The following is a 15915-nucleotide window of genomic DNA, read 5'->3' as shown; positions in this document are numbered from 1 at the left end:
AAGCTTTAGTTGTTTTGCGGACCTCGCGCCAGCTTGGCACGCTCTGCAAGTATTTGAAATGTTTCTGTCATGAAAGCCTGTACATGAAAAAGGGCCCCGCAGGGCCCTTCTGTTAGCGCGTCCTGATCTTACTGACCCGGGACGTCCTTGCGCAGTTTCACCGGGTCGTGTTCCTTGCCTTGCTTGCGCGCCAGGGCAGTACGCATGCGGATGTTGATTGCCTCAACGGCCAGCGAGAAGGCCATGGCGAAGTAGACATAGCCCTTCGGAACATGAACGCCGAAAGATTCGGCAATCAGCACGGTACCGACGACGATCAGGAACGAAAGTGCAAGCATCTTCAGCGATGGGTGTTTGTCGATGAAGTTGCTGATGGCGCCGGCACAAGCCATCATCACCAGTACCGCGACGACGATTGCGGCAATCATCACCGGCACGTGCGAGACCATGCCGACGGCGGTGATCACCGAGTCCAGCGAGAACACGATGTCGATGATTGCGATCTGGATGATGGTGTAGAGGAATTTGCCACCCGCGCCCTTGGGCTCGTCGGCGCTTTCTTCCTCGCCTTCCAGGCCGTGGTAGATCTCTTGCGAGCTTTTCCACAGCAGGAACAGGCCGCCGCAGAACAGGATCAGGTCACGCCCGGAGATACCCTGGCCGAAAACCACGAACAGGTCGGCGGTGAGACGCATGACCCAGGTGATCGACAGCAGCAGCATGATCCGGGTAACCATGGCCAGGGCCAGGCCGAAGATCCGGGTGCGCGGCTGCATGTGCTTGGGCATGCGGCTGACCAGGATCGAGATCATGATGATGTTGTCGATCCCGAGGACGATCTCAAGTGCCGTCAGGGTAAAAAAGGCAACCCAGATTTCCGGGCTGGTCAGCCATTCCATGTGTATTCCTTCAAACGGTAAAGGCGATGCACCCCTTCGGGGGCGCATCGCATTGGGTGATACGTGTTAATTAAAGACTACTGAACAGCGGGAAAATGCCCATCAGCAGCGCGGCGAACATTATGCATAGGCATACCAGCACTGCCCACTTGAGCGTGAAGCGCTGGTGATCGCCGAACTCGATACCGGCCAGGGCCACCAGCAAGTAAGTCGAGGGCACCAACGGGCTGAGCAGGTGTACCGGCTGCCCGACGATCGAGGCACGGGCCATTTCCACCGGGCTGATTCCGTAATGGCTGGCCGCCTCCGACAGCACCGGCAGCACACCGTAGTAGAAAGCGTCGTTGGACATGAAGAAGGTGAACGGCATGCTCACGATCGCGGTGATCACTGCCAGGTACGGGCCCAATGCTTCAGGAATGACCGCCAGCAGGCTCTTGGACATGGCCTCGACCATGCCGGTACCAGACAGGATACCGGTGAAGATGCCGGCGGCGAAGATCAACCCGGTCACGGCCAGCACGCTGCCGGCATGGGCGGCAATACGGTCCTTCTGCTGCTGCAGGCATGGGTAGTTGACGATCATGGCGATGCTGAAGGCGATCATGAACAGTACCGGCAGCGGCAGCACGCCGGCGATCAGCGCGACCATCAGCGCTGCGGTCAGGGCGCCGTTGAAGTAGATCAGCTTGGGGCGACGCGCCTCAGGGAACTGCGACACGCTGATTTCGCTGTGGTCGATGTCATCGGTCGGCAGGTGCAGTTCACCCAGGCGGGCACGTTCTCGCTTGCCGTACATATAGGCGATGGCCAGGATCGCCAGCACACCAAAGACCATGGCCGGGATCATCGGTACGAAGATGTCCGACGGGTCTACATGCAGGGCGCTGGCGGCACGGGCGGTCGGGCCACCCCACGGGGTCATGTTCATCACCCCGCCGGCGAGGATGATCAACCCGGCCATGATCCGCGGGCTCATGCCCAGGCGGCTGTAAAGTGGCAGCATGGCGGCGCAGCAGATCATGTAGGTGGTGGCGCCGTCACCGTCGAGCGAGACGACAAGGGCCAGCACCGCAGTGCCAACCGAGACTTTCAGCGGGTCACCCTTTACCAGCTTGAGGATCTTGCGCACGGCCGGGTCGAACAGGCCGGAGTCGATCATCAGGGCAAAATAGAGGATGGCGAACATCAGCATCACACCGGTGGGCGCGAGCTTGCTGATGCCTTCTAGCATCATCGGGCCGATCTTGGCGGAAAAACCGCCGAACAGGGCGAACAGGATCGGTACCAGGATCAGCGCGATCAAGGCCGACAGGCGCTTGGTCATGATCAGGTACATGAAGGTGATGACCATGGCAAAGCCGAGGAAGGTCAGCATGGCAATACTCCAGGCGTGGCGCGGCGAAAGGATTGTCGATTCGGGCGGATCAGCGCGTTTGGCGCTGCGCGGGGAGCATGCGGAGAGGGATTACAGAAAGGCGGGCGCAGGAATACATCAGAATCACCATTGTTGTTGTTGATGGGCCAGGCGCGGAGATTTCCAAGCACCTTGGCTGACCGGTCTTGTGCCGGTAGTGGGGGCTATCCTAGGGGGGCAAGCTTTCAGCCAGCTTTCGCCGAGAAAACGGCGACGGGAGGTAGGTGATGCAGGATGTAACCGAGGGTGGCTGCCATTGCGGCGCCTTGCGCTATCGGCTGCAGGGTGACCTGACGGACGTCGCCCATTGCCATTGTTCGATTTGCCGGCGGGTCAGCGGCGGGCTGGTGGTGACCTGGGTCACCCTTCCCCGCTCGGGTTTTCGCTGGTTGGCGGGGCGGCCTCAGTGCTATGTGGCACCGGCCAGTTGCAAGCGGTATTTCTGTGGGGAATGCGGGGCGCATCTGGCGTTGGTCACCGAGCATAGTCCGGGAAGCATCGATGTGACTGTAGCGACGCTGGATCACCCGGAACGGGTGCCAGCCAGGCGGCATATCTGGACTGACAGCCGGTTGCCCTGGCTGCATCTGGATGAACAGTTGCCCGGTGAGGCTGAGGAGAAATTGTAGGAGCGGCCTTGTGTCGCGTAAGGGCTGCAAAGCAGCCCCTCGATTTCAGCTTAACTGCAAATATTGCCGGGGCCGCTTTGCGGCTCTTTTGCGACCCAAGGCCGCTTCTACAGACGATCAGCAGGCAGGCCCTAGGGTAGCTGCAGGCCGCCAGCTGCCTTGTGCAACGCCCGCAAGTGCTCGCCAATCTGCTTCACATTGGCCTCGACCGCAGCAATTTCCTTCGCCCGTGATGGCTCCAGCAGCGCCCTCACCTCTTTGTCCAGGTCGGTGCTGAGCCGTAGCAGTTTGGCCTGCCGTTCGGTGCTGACCTGTTCCAGGTGCGTACGCTCCTCTGCCTGCGGCAACCCGTAGCCTTTGGCATCCAGCAACTCGGCCGGGCGGCTGAGGAAGCCGCTGTTGGCGAGCATCTGCTTCAGGGTCGCGTCGGCCTTGTTGATGCTGCCGTCCTTCAGCGCAGCGGCGTTCAGGTAACGTTGTTTCACTTCGTCCTGCGCCAGCAGCAACTGCCGGCGCAGGCTGGCCTGCTCGAGCAGCAGCAAGGCTGCGCTGGTGCGCAGGTTGGCCTTGTCGAACCAGGGGCGTCTTTGTTCGGCATCCAGGGCCAGCCAGTCCTCGACCTGGGTTTGCTGGATCGGCAGCTGCTTCCTCAGCACATCGAACATGGCCTGGTAGCGGTCGCGATAGGAGTCGAAGCGGTAGCCCAGGCGCAGCGCTTCGCGTGGGTCATCGAGCACGCTGGTATCGGCCAGCCCCCTGCCCTTGAGCACCGCCAGCAGGCCATTGGGCATGATGCTGTCGAGGTCATTGAGGCGTGGGTTGGCAGTGCCGCTGCGCAGCAACTTCAACGACTCCACGGCGCAGTTGTTGGACAGGAACCAATAGTTGCCGTCGTAGCTCCAGTGCATCTCGGCGGCCTGGCGTACCAGGTTTTCGATCTCGTCGCGGTTCAGCTTGAGCGGCACCGAAGCCAGGCTGCGCAGCTCGGTCTTGGTGTATTCGTCGATCACCTGGCCCAGCGGCAGCACGAACAGACGTGAAGGGTAGACGCCGACCAGGCCGTCCCAGCTGGACAGCTGCACATCGTTGACGAATGCACGGTAGGACAGCACCAGGCTCTGGTCGAGGTCCAGACGGCAATCCGGCCCGCGTGGGCGGCCGGGTTTGCAGATCACCAGGCGCAGCATGCTGTGGCCCCAGCGGCTGACCAGGTTCTGATTGGCTTCAGCCAAAAGGAAGTCGACCTGGTAGACCCGTTCGGGGTCGATCTCGCCCAGCGGCTGGCGGGCGAAGTCACTGCCGGCATTGATGAACGGCAAGCCCTTGGCGCAGGTGTTCTGCTGTGGCGCCCAGCCGAAGTGCTCACGCAGGTACTGATTGAGCGCCGGCCGACGGCAGCCATAACTCGGGTCGAGGAGGAAATACTCCATGTTGACCGCGATGTATTCCTTGGGGCTGCTCAGCTCGTAACGGTCGGGGCTGCGCATGAACTGGGCGTTGTGCTGCTCACGCTCGCCCCGCCGGCCGACGTATTGCGGCCAGCCGGCCAGGTCGAGCAGGCGCGGGTCGTCACTGAGGGTAAAGCGGCGTTCGGCTTGACCGCGGCACTCTTCCGGCTGGCCGATCTTGCCCAGCGTGCCTTGCTGGCGCGCGCAGCGGGCAATCAGCGAGCGCTCGGCACTGGGCCACAGGCGGGCGCGATCATAGATATGAGTGAGCTCGTGCAGGACGGTGGCCAGCAGCTCTTCGCGCACGGTCCCATGGGGGCGGTTGGTGCGTTCGGTGGCGGCACTCCCATCAGCCAGGCCTGGCAGCAGGCGGCGGTTGAGCGCCAGGGTGGAAACCAGAGAAGCCTGGCCATAGGCATCGGCTGGCATGTTGTCGCTCCAGCTGACCTGGACGCGCCGGTCCAGCTGTTGCTTGAATCGTGGGGGCAGCTTGCCCATGGCCTCGTCAAGCAGGGCCTGGCTGGCTTGGACCTGCTGCGGGTCGAGGCCTGCAGCCTGCAGTTCGAGCTGCAGGTCGGCCAGGGCGGGAGTGCCCAGCAGCGTCAGGACGCAGCCGAGCAGCCAGGCACGCATGTGGCTCACAGCGCGAGAATGGCTTCGGCCAGTACTTGGTCGCTGGCGCCGCGCGCTTCAGGTACGCGCTCTCGCAGGGTGTTGAAAGCGGCCTCGAGCTGCGCGCCACGGATATCGCCATTGCTGGCGACGAAGCTGGCGGCATCGTCATGGGCTTCACGCACGACTTTGGAATCGCGGATCGAAGTGGTGGTGTCAGAGGTGAAGTCGATCGAGCGGCCAAAGGCACGCACGATGATGTTGCTGGTGGCCACCAGGGTCTGTGCATGGGCCAGGTCGGCCAGCAGCAACATGCCGAGGGTAGCGGCAATCAGCGGTTTACGCATGGAGCATCTCCGAAAAATACAGGGAGTCAGGGGTAGTCATTGGACGAGAATTGCTTCTGCCAGTTCAAGGTCGCCGACGGATTGCCGAGCGCAGTTGTGACGCAGCGAGTCGAGTGCGGCTTCCAGGCGTGCACCGCGGATCAGGCCATCGCTGGCAACGAATGCCGCAGCATCGTCACGGGCCTGCCTGACCAATTTGCGGTCGAAGGGGGCTGCGGTGACCTGGCTGGTGACGTAGCCGGTGATGACAAGGCCTTGGGTGGTGGTGTCCATGGCGTGGGCGCTGGCCATGCCAGTGGCGGTGAACAGCAACGGCAACAGATAACGCATAAGCATTCTTGAGGGCTGGGGAAATTAACGGCGAAGGCTACTCCAGGTACGTGGGCCCTGGCCGACGTACCTGGTTGCATAGCCTGGATCAGATCGCGAGGATGGCCTGAGCCAGCTGCGCATCACTGGCTTGCAGCTGCGGCATGGTCGAGCGGATGTGCAGGAAGGCACTTTCCAGCCGCGCACCACGAATGGCACCTTCGGTGCCGACGAAGCTGGCGGCGTCATCACGTGCGGCCTGCACGATCTTGTCATCGCGGAACGATGAAGTCAGGTCGGACGTGGCGTCGGTCGAGGCGGCGAAAGCGCGGACCACGGCATCGGTGGTGACAACGAAACTGCTGGCATTGGCGGTGCTGGCCAGGCCGAGCAGCAGGGCGGTGCCAATCAGGTATTTATGGGACATGTTCTTGGACTCCTGGATAGGGTTCTGCTTTATCGGACGCTTGCACAGCGAGTCGAGGTACGTTTTTGACAATGCTTCTACCAGACTGCTAAGCGAAGCGTATCACGCGGTGCTGTTTCTGGATGTTAATGAGTGCCACAGCCAAGAACTGTTACGGTCATTATTTAATTCCTGTAAAACTGTACCTGTTTTGCAGGAAGCCGCTCTGGCCTGCACCTCACGGGCAATAAAAAACCCGCTGCAGTCGCCTGCAACGGGTTTGGGAATTCGCGGTGCCGGCCGCAGCCGGCGAACCGGAGCTTAGCGCCAGAACGGCTTGCTCAGCTCTTCATAACGCTGCGACTCGCTGATACCGGCGTCGGCCAGCAGGCGGGCGTCAAGGCGAGCCAGTTGACGGCGGCTGGCCATGCGACGCTGCCACAGCAGCAGGGTGGAGATAGCGCGCAGTGGCATCGAGGCCTTGGACTGCTGGGCGTTGCTTTCAAAAACCAGACCGGAACTGAGGGTACGTTCCATGATGTTTCATCCTTCCGCTTATGGCGGGATTAGGTAGTGATTTAACTGATGCCAATGATCCTCCTCTGCTGTCCATAACAGTAGATACAGTTCATTAGTAATGCGATGGGCCAGTTAACTGTTTAACCCTACTGTTGCACTCGAAATAGGCGAAACTGTACCGGTCCGCACTGGCTTGGTGCGTTTTTGCCTCGCTCAGGGGTTTTGAAAGACGTGAAGGCCTGAAAGTACCAGTACAGAAGTACAGTTTTTGTCTGGATACTAGGGGAGGTGTTTAGGTAGGCGGGTTTGACTGTACGGCCCCTGTCGCCGGCGTGGCGACGACAAGGCCCGAACAGTTGATGCAGCGGGATCAGCTGGCGAGCATGCGCCCGGTTTCTTCCAGGTTCTCGTGCCAGCTCAGCGCCTCACGCAGGATGTGCGGGGTGTGGCCGCCACGCTGGCAGGCGCGATCGAAGTAATCGTTCAGCGCAGCGCGGAAGTCCGGGTGCACACAGTTGTCGATGATCGCCCGGGCACGCTCACGCGGTGCCAGGCCACGCAGGTCGGCCAGGCCTTGCTCGGTGACCAGAATGTCGACGTCGTGTTCGGTATGGTCAACGTGGCTGACCATCGGCACCACACTGGAAATCGCACCGCCCTTGGCGATCGACTTGGTGACGAACACCGCCAGGTGGGCGTTGCGGGCGAAGTCACCCGAACCGCCAATGCCGTTCATCATCTTGGTGCCACAGACGTGGGTCGAGTTGACGTTACCGTAGATGTCGAACTCCAGCGCCGTATTGATGCCGATGATGCCGAGGCGGCGGACCACTTCAGGGTGGTTGGAGATCTCCTGCGGGCGCAGTACCAGCTTGTCTTTATAGCGCTCCAGGTTGCCGAACACATCTGCATTGCGACGGGTCGACAGGGTGATCGAGCTGCCCGAGGCGAAGCTCAGCTTGCCTGCGTCGATCAGGTCGAAGGTCGAGTCCTGCAGTACTTCGGAGTACATGGTCAGGTCTTCGAACGGCGACTCGATCAGGCCACACATCACCGCGTTGGCGATGCTGCCGATACCCGCCTGCAGCGGGCCGAGCTTGTTGGTCATGCGGCCTGCTTCCACTTCATTCTTCAGGAAGTTGATCAGGTGGTCGGCGATGCCCTGGGTTTCGTCATCCGGTGGCAGGACGGTGGATGGCGAATCCGGTTGGTCACTGATGACGATGCCGACGATCTTGGCCGGGTCGATCGGGATCGCGGTGCTGCCAATGCGGTCGTCGACCTTGACCAGCGGGATTGGCGTGCGGGTCGGGCGATAGGTCGGGATATAGATGTCGTGCAGGCCTTCGAGGTTGGCGTTGTGCGACAGGTTGATCTCGACGATCACTTGCTTGGCGAAGATCGCGAAGCTGGCCGAGTTGCCCACCGAAGTGGTCGGCACGATGTGGCCCTGCTCGGTGATGGCCACGGCTTCGATGACCGCGATATCCGGCAGCTTGAGCTGCTGGTTGCGCAGCTGCTCAACGGTTTCCGACAGGTGTTGATCGATGAACATCACCTGGCCGTCGTTGATGGCCTTGCGCAGGGTGCTGTCGACCTGGAACGGCATGCGGCGTGCCAGCACGCCGGCTTCGGTCAGCTGCTTGTCGAGGTCGTTGCCCAGGCTGGCGCCGGTCATCAGGCTGATTTTCAGTGGCGACTGCTTGGCGCGTTCGGCCAGGGCATGCGGCACAGCCTTGGCTTCGCCGGCGCGGGTGAAACCGCTCATGCCGACGGTCATGCCGTCCTCGATCAGGCCAGCGGCATCAGCCGCACTCATTACCTTGCTGTGCAGGGAGGACAAGCGGATACGATCACGGTACATGGATTGTTATCTCGGGCTACTGAAACTACTGAAGCGCAGTCTAGAGATTTCGCCCATTGCCGTCCCACGACCATGGTCGTATGACAAGCCTTGAATTAGAGCCGTTGATCTGGATCAAGAAAAGAAAAGCCCCGGCAGATTCTGACCGGGGCTTCCTTTATATCAGCTGGTTTGCGGCAGCCGCTGTCACTCCACCGCTTTCACCATGTCCTCGATGACCTTCTTCGCGTCACCGAATACCATCATGGTCTTGTCCAGGTAGAACAGTTCGTTGTCCAGGCCGGCATAGCCACTGGCCATGGAGCGTTTGTTGACGATGATTGTCTTGGCCTTGAACGCTTCGAGGATCGGCATGCCGGCGATCGGCGACTTCGGATCGTTTTTCGCGGCCGGGTTGACCACGTCGTTGGCGCCCAGCACCAGCACCACGTCGGCCTGGCCGAACTCGGCGTTGATGTCTTCCATCTCGAACACCTGGTCGTACGGCACTTCGGCTTCGGCCAGCAGTACGTTCATGTGCCCAGGCATGCGCCCTGCCACCGGGTGGATCGCGTACTTCACGGTTACACCGTTGTGGGTCAGCTTCTCGGTCAGTTCCTTCAGTGCGTGCTGGGCACGGGCTACCGCCAGGCCGTAGCCCGGGACGATGATCACGCTGTCAGCGTTGCTCAGCAGGAAGGTGGCATCGTCGGCAGAGCCGGACTTCACCGGGCGCTGCTCTTTCGAGCCTTGCGCCGCGCCGGCATCGACATCGCCGCCAAAGCCGCCAAGGATGACGTTGAAGAACGAGCGGTTCATCGCCTTGCACATGATGTACGAGAGGATCGCACCAGACGAACCGACCAGGGAGCCGGCGATGATCAGCATTGAGTTGTTCAGCGAGAAGCCGATACCGGCCGCAGCCCAGCCCGAGTAGCTGTTGAGCATCGACACCACCACCGGCATGTCGGCACCACCGATCGGAATAATGATCAGCACGCCCATGATGAAGGCCAGGGCCAGCATCAGGGTGAAGGCACTGTAATGGCCGGTGAAGGTGAACAGCAGGCCCAGGGCGATGGTGGTCAGGCCCAGGATCAGGTTCAGCTTGTGCTGCCCAGCAAACTGTACCGGTGCGCCTTGGAACAGGCGGAACTTGTACTTGCCCGACAGCTTGCCGAAAGCGATCACCGAACCGGAGAAGGTGATGGCACCAATGGCCGCGCCAAGGAACAGTTCCAGGCGGTTGCCGGTGGGGATCGGGTCGCTGATGGCGGCGACGATGCCCATCGACTGCGGCTCGAGCACGGCAGCGATGGCGATGAACACCGCAGCCAGGCCGATCATGCTGTGCATGAAGGCGACCAGTTCCGGCATCTTGGTCATTTCGACGCGCTTGGCCATGATCGAACCGGCGGTGCCGCCGACCAACAGGCCGACGATGACATAGCCGATACCGGCAGTGGCACCGCCGTTACCAACGGAGAGCGCGCCGAGCTTATAAATGAGGCCAACCGTGGTGAGGATCGCGAGCCCCATGCCGATCATGCCGAACAGGTTGCCGCGCCGCGAGGTGGTTGGGTGCGAAAGGCCCTTGAGCGCCTGGATGAAGCACACCGAGGCGACGAGGTAGAGGAGCGTTACCAGATTCATGCTCATGCTTACTTCTGCGCCTCGTTCTTGGTTTTCTTCTTGAACATCTCAAGCATGCGGCGGGTGACCAGGAAGCCACCGAACACGTTGACCGCAGCCAGTGCTACCGCCAGGGTGCCCATCAGCTTGCCGGCCGGGGTCACGGTCAATGCCGCCGCCAGCATGGCACCGACGATGACGATTGCCGAAATGGCGTTGGTAACCGCCATCAGCGGGGTGTGCAGCGCCGGGGTGACGTTCCACACCACGTGGTAGCCCACATAGATGGCCAGCACGAAGATGATCAGGTTGTAGATGCCGTGGGAAATCAGCATGTCTTCCATTGTCGTGCTCCTTAGCCGTTCTTGCGGACGACCTGGCCGTCGCGGCACATCAGGCAGGCCGCGACGATGTCGTCTTCGAGGTTGATGACCAGCGCGCCGTCTTTGTCGAACAGCAGCTTCATGAAGTCCAGCAGGTTGCGTGCGTAAAGCGCCGAGGCATCAGCGCCCACCTGAGCCGGCAGGTTGGTCGGGCCGACGATGATCACGCCGTTTTCCTGCACCACCTGGTCGGCAACGGTCAGCGGACAGTTGCCGCCCTGGGCTGCCGCCAGGTCGATGACGACCGAGCCCGGCTTCATCTGCGCCACGGTCTCGGCGCTGAGCAGGGTCGGTGCCTTGCGGCCTGGGATCAATGCAGTGGTGATGACGATATCCGCCTGCTTGGCGCGCTCGTGTACCGCCTGAGCCTGGCGTTGCATCCAGCTGGCCGGCATCGGCCGCGCATAGCCGCCGACGCCTTCGGCGCATTCGCGCTCCTCATCGGTCTCGTACGGCACGTCAATGAATTTGGCGCCGAGCGATTCGATCTGCTCCTTCACCGCGGGGCGCACGTCGGACGCCTCGATCACCGCACCCAGGCGCTTGGCTGTGGCAATAGCCTGCAGGCCGGCAACGCCTGCCCCGAGGATCAGCACGCGCGCGGCCTTAACGGTACCGGCAGCGGTCATCAGCATGGGCATGAAGCGTGGGTAGTGGTGGGCGGCCAGCAACACGGCCTTGTAACCGGCGATGTTGGCCTGCGACGACAGCACGTCCAGGCTTTGTGCCCGTGAGGTGCGGGGCGCGGCTTCCAAGGCGAAAGCGGTAATCCCGCGTTCGGCCATCTTGCCGATCAGTTCGCTGTTGAAAGGGTTGAGCATGCCCACCAGGAGGCTGCCACTGTTGATCAGGGCCAGCTCTTGGTCGTTGGGAGCGACCACCTTGAGTACCAATTGGGCGCCGTAGGCATCGGCTGCGCTCCCCAGGGAAGCGCCCACGGCCTCATAGGCACTGTCCGGAATGCTGGCGTTAAGCCCTGCCCCCCGTTGGACGGTGACCTGATGGCCCTGGCCAATCAGTTTCTTGATGGTTTCCGGGGTCGCAGCGACCCTTGTCTCACCGGTCTGCGTCTCGAGAGGAACACCAATGTGCACGACTATTTCTCCTGCGGTGACCTTTTGTCTTTGTAAAAGCCAGCACACTGCGGATGGTGCGCTGGGGCGGCTGTTGAGCGCCGAACCCGCCGAATACAGGGCGGGCGAAGCATTTTGCAGACGAACCCAGGGGCCTTCAACCGGTTCTGGAGCGAAACGAAGTTAAAACTACAAGTCACCCTGTGACCGTATGTCGCAAGCGACAGGCTGCAGCCCGTCAACCATGGGCCATTGGCAGATTAGGGGAAAATTTGAAATTTTTTGCGATGATTTCGCGGATCGGCTTGCGAGTGTCGTAAAACCCTCTGAAAGCCGCGTGTTTAGCGGCTTCGATGAGGTTTTTCGATTCACCTGAACAGTTTTCTTTAAAGCGACAAAAACGTATATCCGTAGGTGTTTAAAATAATTGACTACAAAGGTAGGTCAGCGCTTTCGCTTTTGTGCGAGGCGGTATAGAGCCGTGCCTGGCTCACCAGCCAGTCACGGAAGGCGCGGAGCGACGCGGACTCCACCTTGCGTTCGGGAATCATCAGATAGTAGGCCTTGTCGCTGGAGAGCGCGTACCTGTTAGCGACCACCAGCCTACCCTCCTCCAGTTCGCGCTGTATCAGGAACGGCGGGATCAGCGCGATGCCCATCTCGTGCATGGCCGCCTGGGCCAGCATGGAGAATAGTTCATAGCGCGGGCCTGTCATGTCGCCCGCGATATTCAGGCCCAGGCCATTGAACCACTGTCGCCAGGCGTAGGGCCGGGTGGTTTGCTGCAGCAGTGGCAGGCTGGCAATGCGCCGAGCGTCGAGCATGCCCTGCCCGTCCAGCAAGGCTGGGCTGCAAACTGGCATGGGGTTTTCGCCCATCAGGCGATGGGACTGGGTGCCGGACCAGTCGGCATCACCAAAATAGATGGCGGCATCGAACGGGGTGTCGGCGAACAGAAACGGGCGGGTGCGGTTGGTCAGGTTGACGGTGACTTCGGGGTGGCGTTGCTGGAAGTCCTTGAGCCGGGGCAAGAGCCATTGGGTGCCGAAGGTGGGCACTACGGCCAGTTCGATCACGTTGGCACCCTGCTGGCGCATCACCGACAGCGTGTCGCGCTCAACTGCATCCAGTTGCGCGGCAACCTGCCGGCTATAGGAGAGCCCGGCTTCGGTCAATTTCACGCCACGGCGTGAGCGCCTGAACAGTTCGACGTTGAGGAACGCTTCCAGTCCGCCGATCTGACGACAGACGGCACCTTGGGTCAGGGCCAGTTCCTGGGCTGCCTTGGTGAAGCTTTCGTGGCGTGCGGCCGCTTCGAAGCAGACCAGGGCGGTGGTGCTGGGTATCTTGCGGCGCATGTACGTCAACCTCACTCATATGGCCATGAATATGGCGGTTTCGAGTATCTCGGAGTGACAAAATATCACTGATACGTGCGCAATCCTCGTTTGTCGTGATCCCGGATCAGGCCTAGGATCAAAGGCACAAGAAACTGCTCCCCTATTTCGAGGATTTCGCCCATGGCCGGTAAAGCAAGCTTCAACTGGATCGACCCGCTGCTGCTGGATCAGCAGCTCACTGAAGAAGAGCGCATGGTGCGTGACAGCGCTTATCAGTTCGCCCAGGACAAGCTGGCCCCGCGCGTGCTGGAAGCCTTCCGTCACGAACAGACCGACCCGGCGATCTTCCGCGAGATGGGTGAAGTCGGCCTGCTCGGTGCGACCATTCCCGAGCAATACGGTGGCAGCGGCCTGAACTACGTGTGCTACGGTTTGATTGCCCGCGAAGTGGAGCGTATCGACTCCGGCTATCGTTCGATGATGAGCGTGCAGTCTTCGCTGGTGATGGTGCCGATCAACGAATTCGGTACCGAGGCGCAAAAACAGAAGTATCTGCCCAAACTGGCCTCTGGCGAGTGGATTGGCTGCTTTGGCCTGACCGAGCCTAACCACGGCTCCGACCCAGGCTCGATGATCACCCGTGCCAGGAAGGTCGATGGCGGCTATCGCCTGAGTGGCAGCAAGATGTGGATTACCAACAGCCCGATCGCCGATGTGTTCGTGGTCTGGGCCAAGGATGATGCTGGTGATATCCGCGGCTTCGTCCTGGAAAAAGGCTGGGAAGGCCTCAGCGCTCCGGCGATCCACGGCAAGGTCGGCCTGCGTGCGTCCATCACCGGTGAAATCGTCATGGACAACGTGTTCGTTCCTGAAGAGAACATCTTCCCGGATGTGCGTGGCCTCAAAGGTCCGTTTACCTGCCTGAACTCGGCGCGTTATGGCATTTCCTGGGGGGCGCTGGGTGCTGCCGAGGCCTGCTGGCACACCGCTCGCCAGTACACCCTGGACCGTCAGCAGTTCGGTCGCCCGCTGGCTGCCAACCAGCTGATCCAGAAGAAGCTGGCCGACATGCAGACCGAAATTACCCTGGCCCTGCAAGGTTGCCTGCGCCTGGGGCGCATGAAGGACGAGGGCACCGCAGCGGTGGAAATCACCTCGATCATGAAACGCAACTCCTGCGGCAAGGCCCTGGATATTGCCCGCATGGCCCGCGACATGCTCGGTGGCAACGGCATCTCAGACGAGTTCGGTGTGGCGCGCCATCTGGTCAACCTTGAGGTGGTCAACACCTATGAAGGTACCCATGATGTGCATGCGCTGATCCTCGGGCGCGCACAAACCGGCATCCAGGCTTTCTACTGATAAGGAGCCAGTCCATGGGCGCGCTATCTCATCTGCGGGTACTGGACCTCTCCCGTGTGTTGGCGGGGCCTTGGTCTGGCCAGATCCTGGCGGATCTCGGTGCCGACGTGATCAAGGTCGAGCGCCCTGGTAGTGGCGACGATACCCGCTCCTGGGGCCCGCCCTTCCTCAGGGATGCCGAGGGCGAGAATACCAGCGAGGCTGCCTATTACCTGTCGGCAAACCGAAACAAGCGCTCGGTGACCATCGACTTCACTCAGCCGGAAGGCCAGCGCCTGGTGCGCGAGCTGGCGGCCAAGTCGGATATTGTCATCGAAAACTTCAAGGTCGGTGGGCTGGCAGCTTATGGGCTGGATTACCCGAGCCTGAAGGCGATCAACCCCAAGCTTATCTATTGCTCGATCACTGGCTTCGGGCAGACCGGGCCGTATGCCAAGCGCGCGGGGTATGACTTCATGATCCAGGGCCTGGGTGGGCTGATGAGCCTGACCGGTCGCCCGGATGGAGAAGAAGGTGCCGGGCCGGTGAAGGTGGGTGTTGCTCTGACCGATATTCTGACCGGGCTGTATTCGACAGTGGCAATTCTGGCCGCCCTCGCCTACCGCGATCAGCATGGCGTAGGTCAGCACATCGATATGGCGCTGCTCGACGTGCAGGTGGCTTGCCTGGCCAATCAGGCGATGAACTACCTGACCACCGGCAACCCGCCGCGGCGGCTGGGCAATGCCCACCCTAATATCGTGCCTTACCAAGACTTCCCGACAGCGGATGGTGATTTCATCCTTACCGTGGGTAACGATGGCCAGTTCCGCAAGTTTGCCGAGGTGGCCGGGCAGCCGCAGTGGGCGGATGATCCGCGTTTCGCTACGAATAAGCAGCGGGTGGCGAACCGAGCCGAGCTGATTCCGCTGATTCGCCAGGCGACGGTATTCAAGACGACTGCCGAATGGGTGAGTCAGCTGGAGGCTGCTGGGGTGCCGTGCGGGCCAATCAACGACCTGGCGCAAATGTTCTGTGATCCACAGGTGTTGGCTCGTGGGCTGGCGGTAACCATGCCCCATGGGCTGGCTGGGGCTGTGCCGCAGGTGGCCAGCCCGATCCGGCTGTCCGAAACGCCTGTGGAGTACCGACGTGCGCCGCCGTTGTTGGGCGAGCATACCGAAGCGGTACTGGGTGATGTGCTGGGAATGGATGCTGATGCTGTAGGGCGGTTACGTATCGCTGGCGTGCTTTGACGCTTAATATAGAGAAGGCGAAGAGCGGGGAGGCCGTCAGGCCTCCCCGCTTTGCTTTTCAGCGATATTGAAGTTTATTGAAATTAAGTGTTGACGCGCTTTCGAATCCCCTTATAATGCGCCCCACTTCCGACGTAGTCGAAACGGAAAACTCTTTGAAATTCAATGAGTTAGATGATTCAGGTAGTATCGGAAGTGCTTCGGTCGAATGATCGATAGCGGTTGAGATGAAGGTTGACAGCGGTTTTAAACGCTGTATTATTCGCCTCCCGCTACGAGTGATCGCAGCGAGCCAAGTGTTTGAAGCTAAACGAGTTTCTCGCAAAAAACTTCAAAGTAAACGCTTGACAGGCTCTGAGGAAAGCGTAGAATGCGCGCCTCGGTTGAGACGAAAAGCTCTTAACCAAACGCTCTTTAACAAATCGAATCAAGCAATTCGTGTGGGTGCTTGTGAGTACGGA

Annotated in this window: 16 protein-coding genes; 4 read left to right on the top strand and 12 right to left on the bottom strand. The window is 60.8% G+C overall.

Going from position 1 to position 15915, the window contains the following annotated elements; genetic code table 11:
* Positions 1-128 precede the first annotated feature (128 nt).
* Together H040_RS07810 and H040_RS07805 are read right to left on the bottom strand one after the other, a co-directional pair.
* Positions 129-899, bottom strand: coding sequence for a TerC family protein (locus H040_RS07810; RefSeq protein ID WP_027917210.1), 771 nt, complete (start codon positions 897-899; stop codon positions 129-131).
* 70 nt (positions 900-969) lie between these two features.
* Positions 970-2277, bottom strand: coding sequence for a CitMHS family transporter (locus H040_RS07805; protein WP_027917211.1), 1308 nt, complete (start codon positions 2275-2277; stop codon positions 970-972).
* 266 nt (positions 2278-2543) lie between these two features.
* On the opposite strand from H040_RS07805, the gene H040_RS07800 reads away from it, so the two are divergent.
* Positions 2544-2945: a GFA family protein gene (locus H040_RS07800; RefSeq protein WP_027917212.1), complete on the top strand. Its 402-nt coding sequence runs from the start codon at positions 2544-2546 to the stop codon at positions 2943-2945.
* A gap of 131 nt (positions 2946-3076) precedes the next feature.
* On the opposite strand, the gene H040_RS07795 is transcribed toward H040_RS07800, so the two are convergent.
* From H040_RS07795 to H040_RS07750, 10 genes are all read right to left on the bottom strand, one after another.
* Positions 3077-5035 carry a DUF7844 domain-containing protein gene (locus H040_RS07795; protein ID WP_027917213.1) on the bottom strand — a complete coding sequence of 653 codons (1959 nt, stop codon included), beginning with the start codon at positions 5033-5035 and terminating at the stop codon, positions 3077-3079.
* Positions 5032-5352 carry a DUF2388 domain-containing protein gene (locus H040_RS07790; RefSeq protein WP_027917214.1) on the bottom strand — a complete coding sequence of 107 codons (321 nt, stop codon included), beginning with the start codon at positions 5350-5352 and terminating at the stop codon, positions 5032-5034. The genes H040_RS07795 and H040_RS07790 overlap by 4 nt, the downstream gene beginning before the upstream one ends.
* 36 nt (positions 5353-5388) lie before the next feature.
* Positions 5389-5682 carry a DUF2388 domain-containing protein gene (locus H040_RS07785; protein ID WP_027917215.1) on the bottom strand — a complete coding sequence of 98 codons (294 nt, stop codon included), beginning with the start codon at positions 5680-5682 and terminating at the stop codon, positions 5389-5391.
* A gap of 88 nt (positions 5683-5770) precedes the next feature.
* Entirely contained in the window at positions 5771-6088 is a 318-nt protein-coding gene (locus H040_RS07780; protein ID WP_027917216.1) for a DUF2388 domain-containing protein, read from the bottom strand.
* Between the two features lie 300 nt (positions 6089-6388).
* On the bottom strand, positions 6389-6541 hold the full coding sequence (locus H040_RS07775; RefSeq protein WP_371260231.1) for a DUF1127 domain-containing protein: 153 nt from the start codon (positions 6539-6541) through the stop codon (positions 6389-6391).
* Positions 6542-6956: 415 nt separating this feature from the next.
* Positions 6957-8450, bottom strand: coding sequence for an acetyl-CoA hydrolase/transferase family protein (locus H040_RS07770; RefSeq protein ID WP_027917218.1), 1494 nt, complete (start codon positions 8448-8450; stop codon positions 6957-6959).
* Positions 8451-8636: 186 nt separating this feature from the next.
* On the bottom strand, positions 8637-10088 hold the full coding sequence (locus tag H040_RS07765; protein ID WP_027917219.1) for an NAD(P)(+) transhydrogenase (Re/Si-specific) subunit beta: 1452 nt from the start codon (positions 10086-10088) through the stop codon (positions 8637-8639).
* 2 nt (positions 10089-10090) lie between these two features.
* The gene (locus tag H040_RS07760; RefSeq protein WP_003256966.1) at positions 10091-10405 is read right to left on the bottom strand and encodes an NAD(P) transhydrogenase subunit alpha; all 315 of its coding nucleotides are present in this window, start codon (positions 10403-10405) and stop codon (positions 10091-10093) included.
* An 11-nt stretch (positions 10406-10416) separates the two neighbouring features.
* The gene (locus tag H040_RS07755; RefSeq protein WP_015268506.1) at positions 10417-11538 is read right to left on the bottom strand and encodes a Re/Si-specific NAD(P)(+) transhydrogenase subunit alpha; all 1122 of its coding nucleotides are present in this window, start codon (positions 11536-11538) and stop codon (positions 10417-10419) included.
* A 410-nt stretch (positions 11539-11948) separates the two neighbouring features.
* Complete coding sequence (locus H040_RS07750; protein WP_027917220.1) at positions 11949-12875, bottom strand: LysR family transcriptional regulator; 927 nt, start codon at positions 12873-12875, stop codon at positions 11949-11951.
* 162 nt (positions 12876-13037) lie between these two features.
* Here H040_RS07750 and H040_RS07745 point away from each other — a divergent pair, with 162 nt between their 5' ends.
* The 3 genes from H040_RS07745 to H040_RS27560 all read left to right on the top strand — a co-directional run.
* On the top strand, positions 13038-14219 hold the full coding sequence (locus tag H040_RS07745; protein WP_027917221.1) for an acyl-CoA dehydrogenase: 1182 nt from the start codon (positions 13038-13040) through the stop codon (positions 14217-14219).
* A 14-nt stretch (positions 14220-14233) separates the two neighbouring features.
* Complete coding sequence (locus tag H040_RS07740) at positions 14234-15454, top strand: CaiB/BaiF CoA transferase family protein (RefSeq protein ID WP_027917222.1); 1221 nt, start codon at positions 14234-14236, stop codon at positions 15452-15454.
* 227 nt (positions 15455-15681) lie between these two features.
* Positions 15682-15915: hypothetical protein (locus H040_RS27560; protein WP_218564983.1), on the top strand; the 234-nt coding region annotated here is incomplete at its 3' end.

The organism is Pseudomonas sp. URMO17WK12:I7 (assembly GCF_003269045.1).
Taxonomy (GTDB): domain Bacteria; phylum Pseudomonadota; class Gammaproteobacteria; order Pseudomonadales; family Pseudomonadaceae; genus Aquipseudomonas; species Aquipseudomonas putida_J.
The sequence above is the reverse complement of the archived record's forward strand: the minus strand, read 5'-3'. Positions and strand labels throughout refer to the sequence as shown.

Bases quoted from the DNA above. Each gene is read 5' to 3' on its own strand.
- H040_RS07810 (WP_027917210.1), bottom strand. From the start codon at position 899: ATGGAATGGCTGACCAGCCCGGAAATCTGGGTTGCCTTTTTTACCCTG.
- H040_RS07805 (WP_027917211.1), bottom strand. From the start codon at position 2,277: ATGCTGACCTTCCTCGGCTTTGCCATGGTCATCACCTTCATGTACCTG.
- H040_RS07800 (WP_027917212.1), top strand. From the start codon at position 2,544: ATGCAGGATGTAACCGAGGGTGGCTGCCATTGCGGCGCCTTGCGCTAT.
- H040_RS07790 (WP_027917214.1), bottom strand. From the start codon at position 5,352: ATGCGTAAACCGCTGATTGCCGCTACCCTCGGCATGTTGCTGCTGGCC.
- H040_RS07785 (WP_027917215.1), bottom strand. From the start codon at position 5,682: ATGCGTTATCTGTTGCCGTTGCTGTTCACCGCCACTGGCATGGCCAGC.
- H040_RS07780 (WP_027917216.1), bottom strand. From the start codon at position 6,088: ATGTCCCATAAATACCTGATTGGCACCGCCCTGCTGCTCGGCCTGGCC.
- H040_RS07775 (WP_371260231.1), bottom strand. From the start codon at position 6,541: ATGCCACTGCGCGCTATCTCCACCCTGCTGCTGTGGCAGCGTCGCATG.
- H040_RS07770 (WP_027917218.1), bottom strand. From the start codon at position 8,450: ATGTACCGTGATCGTATCCGCTTGTCCTCCCTGCACAGCAAGGTAATG.
- H040_RS07765 (WP_027917219.1), bottom strand. From the start codon at position 10,088: ATGAGCATGAATCTGGTAACGCTCCTCTACCTCGTCGCCTCGGTGTGC.
- H040_RS07760 (WP_003256966.1), bottom strand. From the start codon at position 10,405: ATGGAAGACATGCTGATTTCCCACGGCATCTACAACCTGATCATCTTC.
- H040_RS07750 (WP_027917220.1), bottom strand. From the start codon at position 12,875: ATGCGCCGCAAGATACCCAGCACCACCGCCCTGGTCTGCTTCGAAGCG.
- H040_RS07745 (WP_027917221.1), top strand. From the start codon at position 13,038: ATGGCCGGTAAAGCAAGCTTCAACTGGATCGACCCGCTGCTGCTGGAT.
- H040_RS07740 (WP_027917222.1), top strand. From the start codon at position 14,234: ATGGGCGCGCTATCTCATCTGCGGGTACTGGACCTCTCCCGTGTGTTG.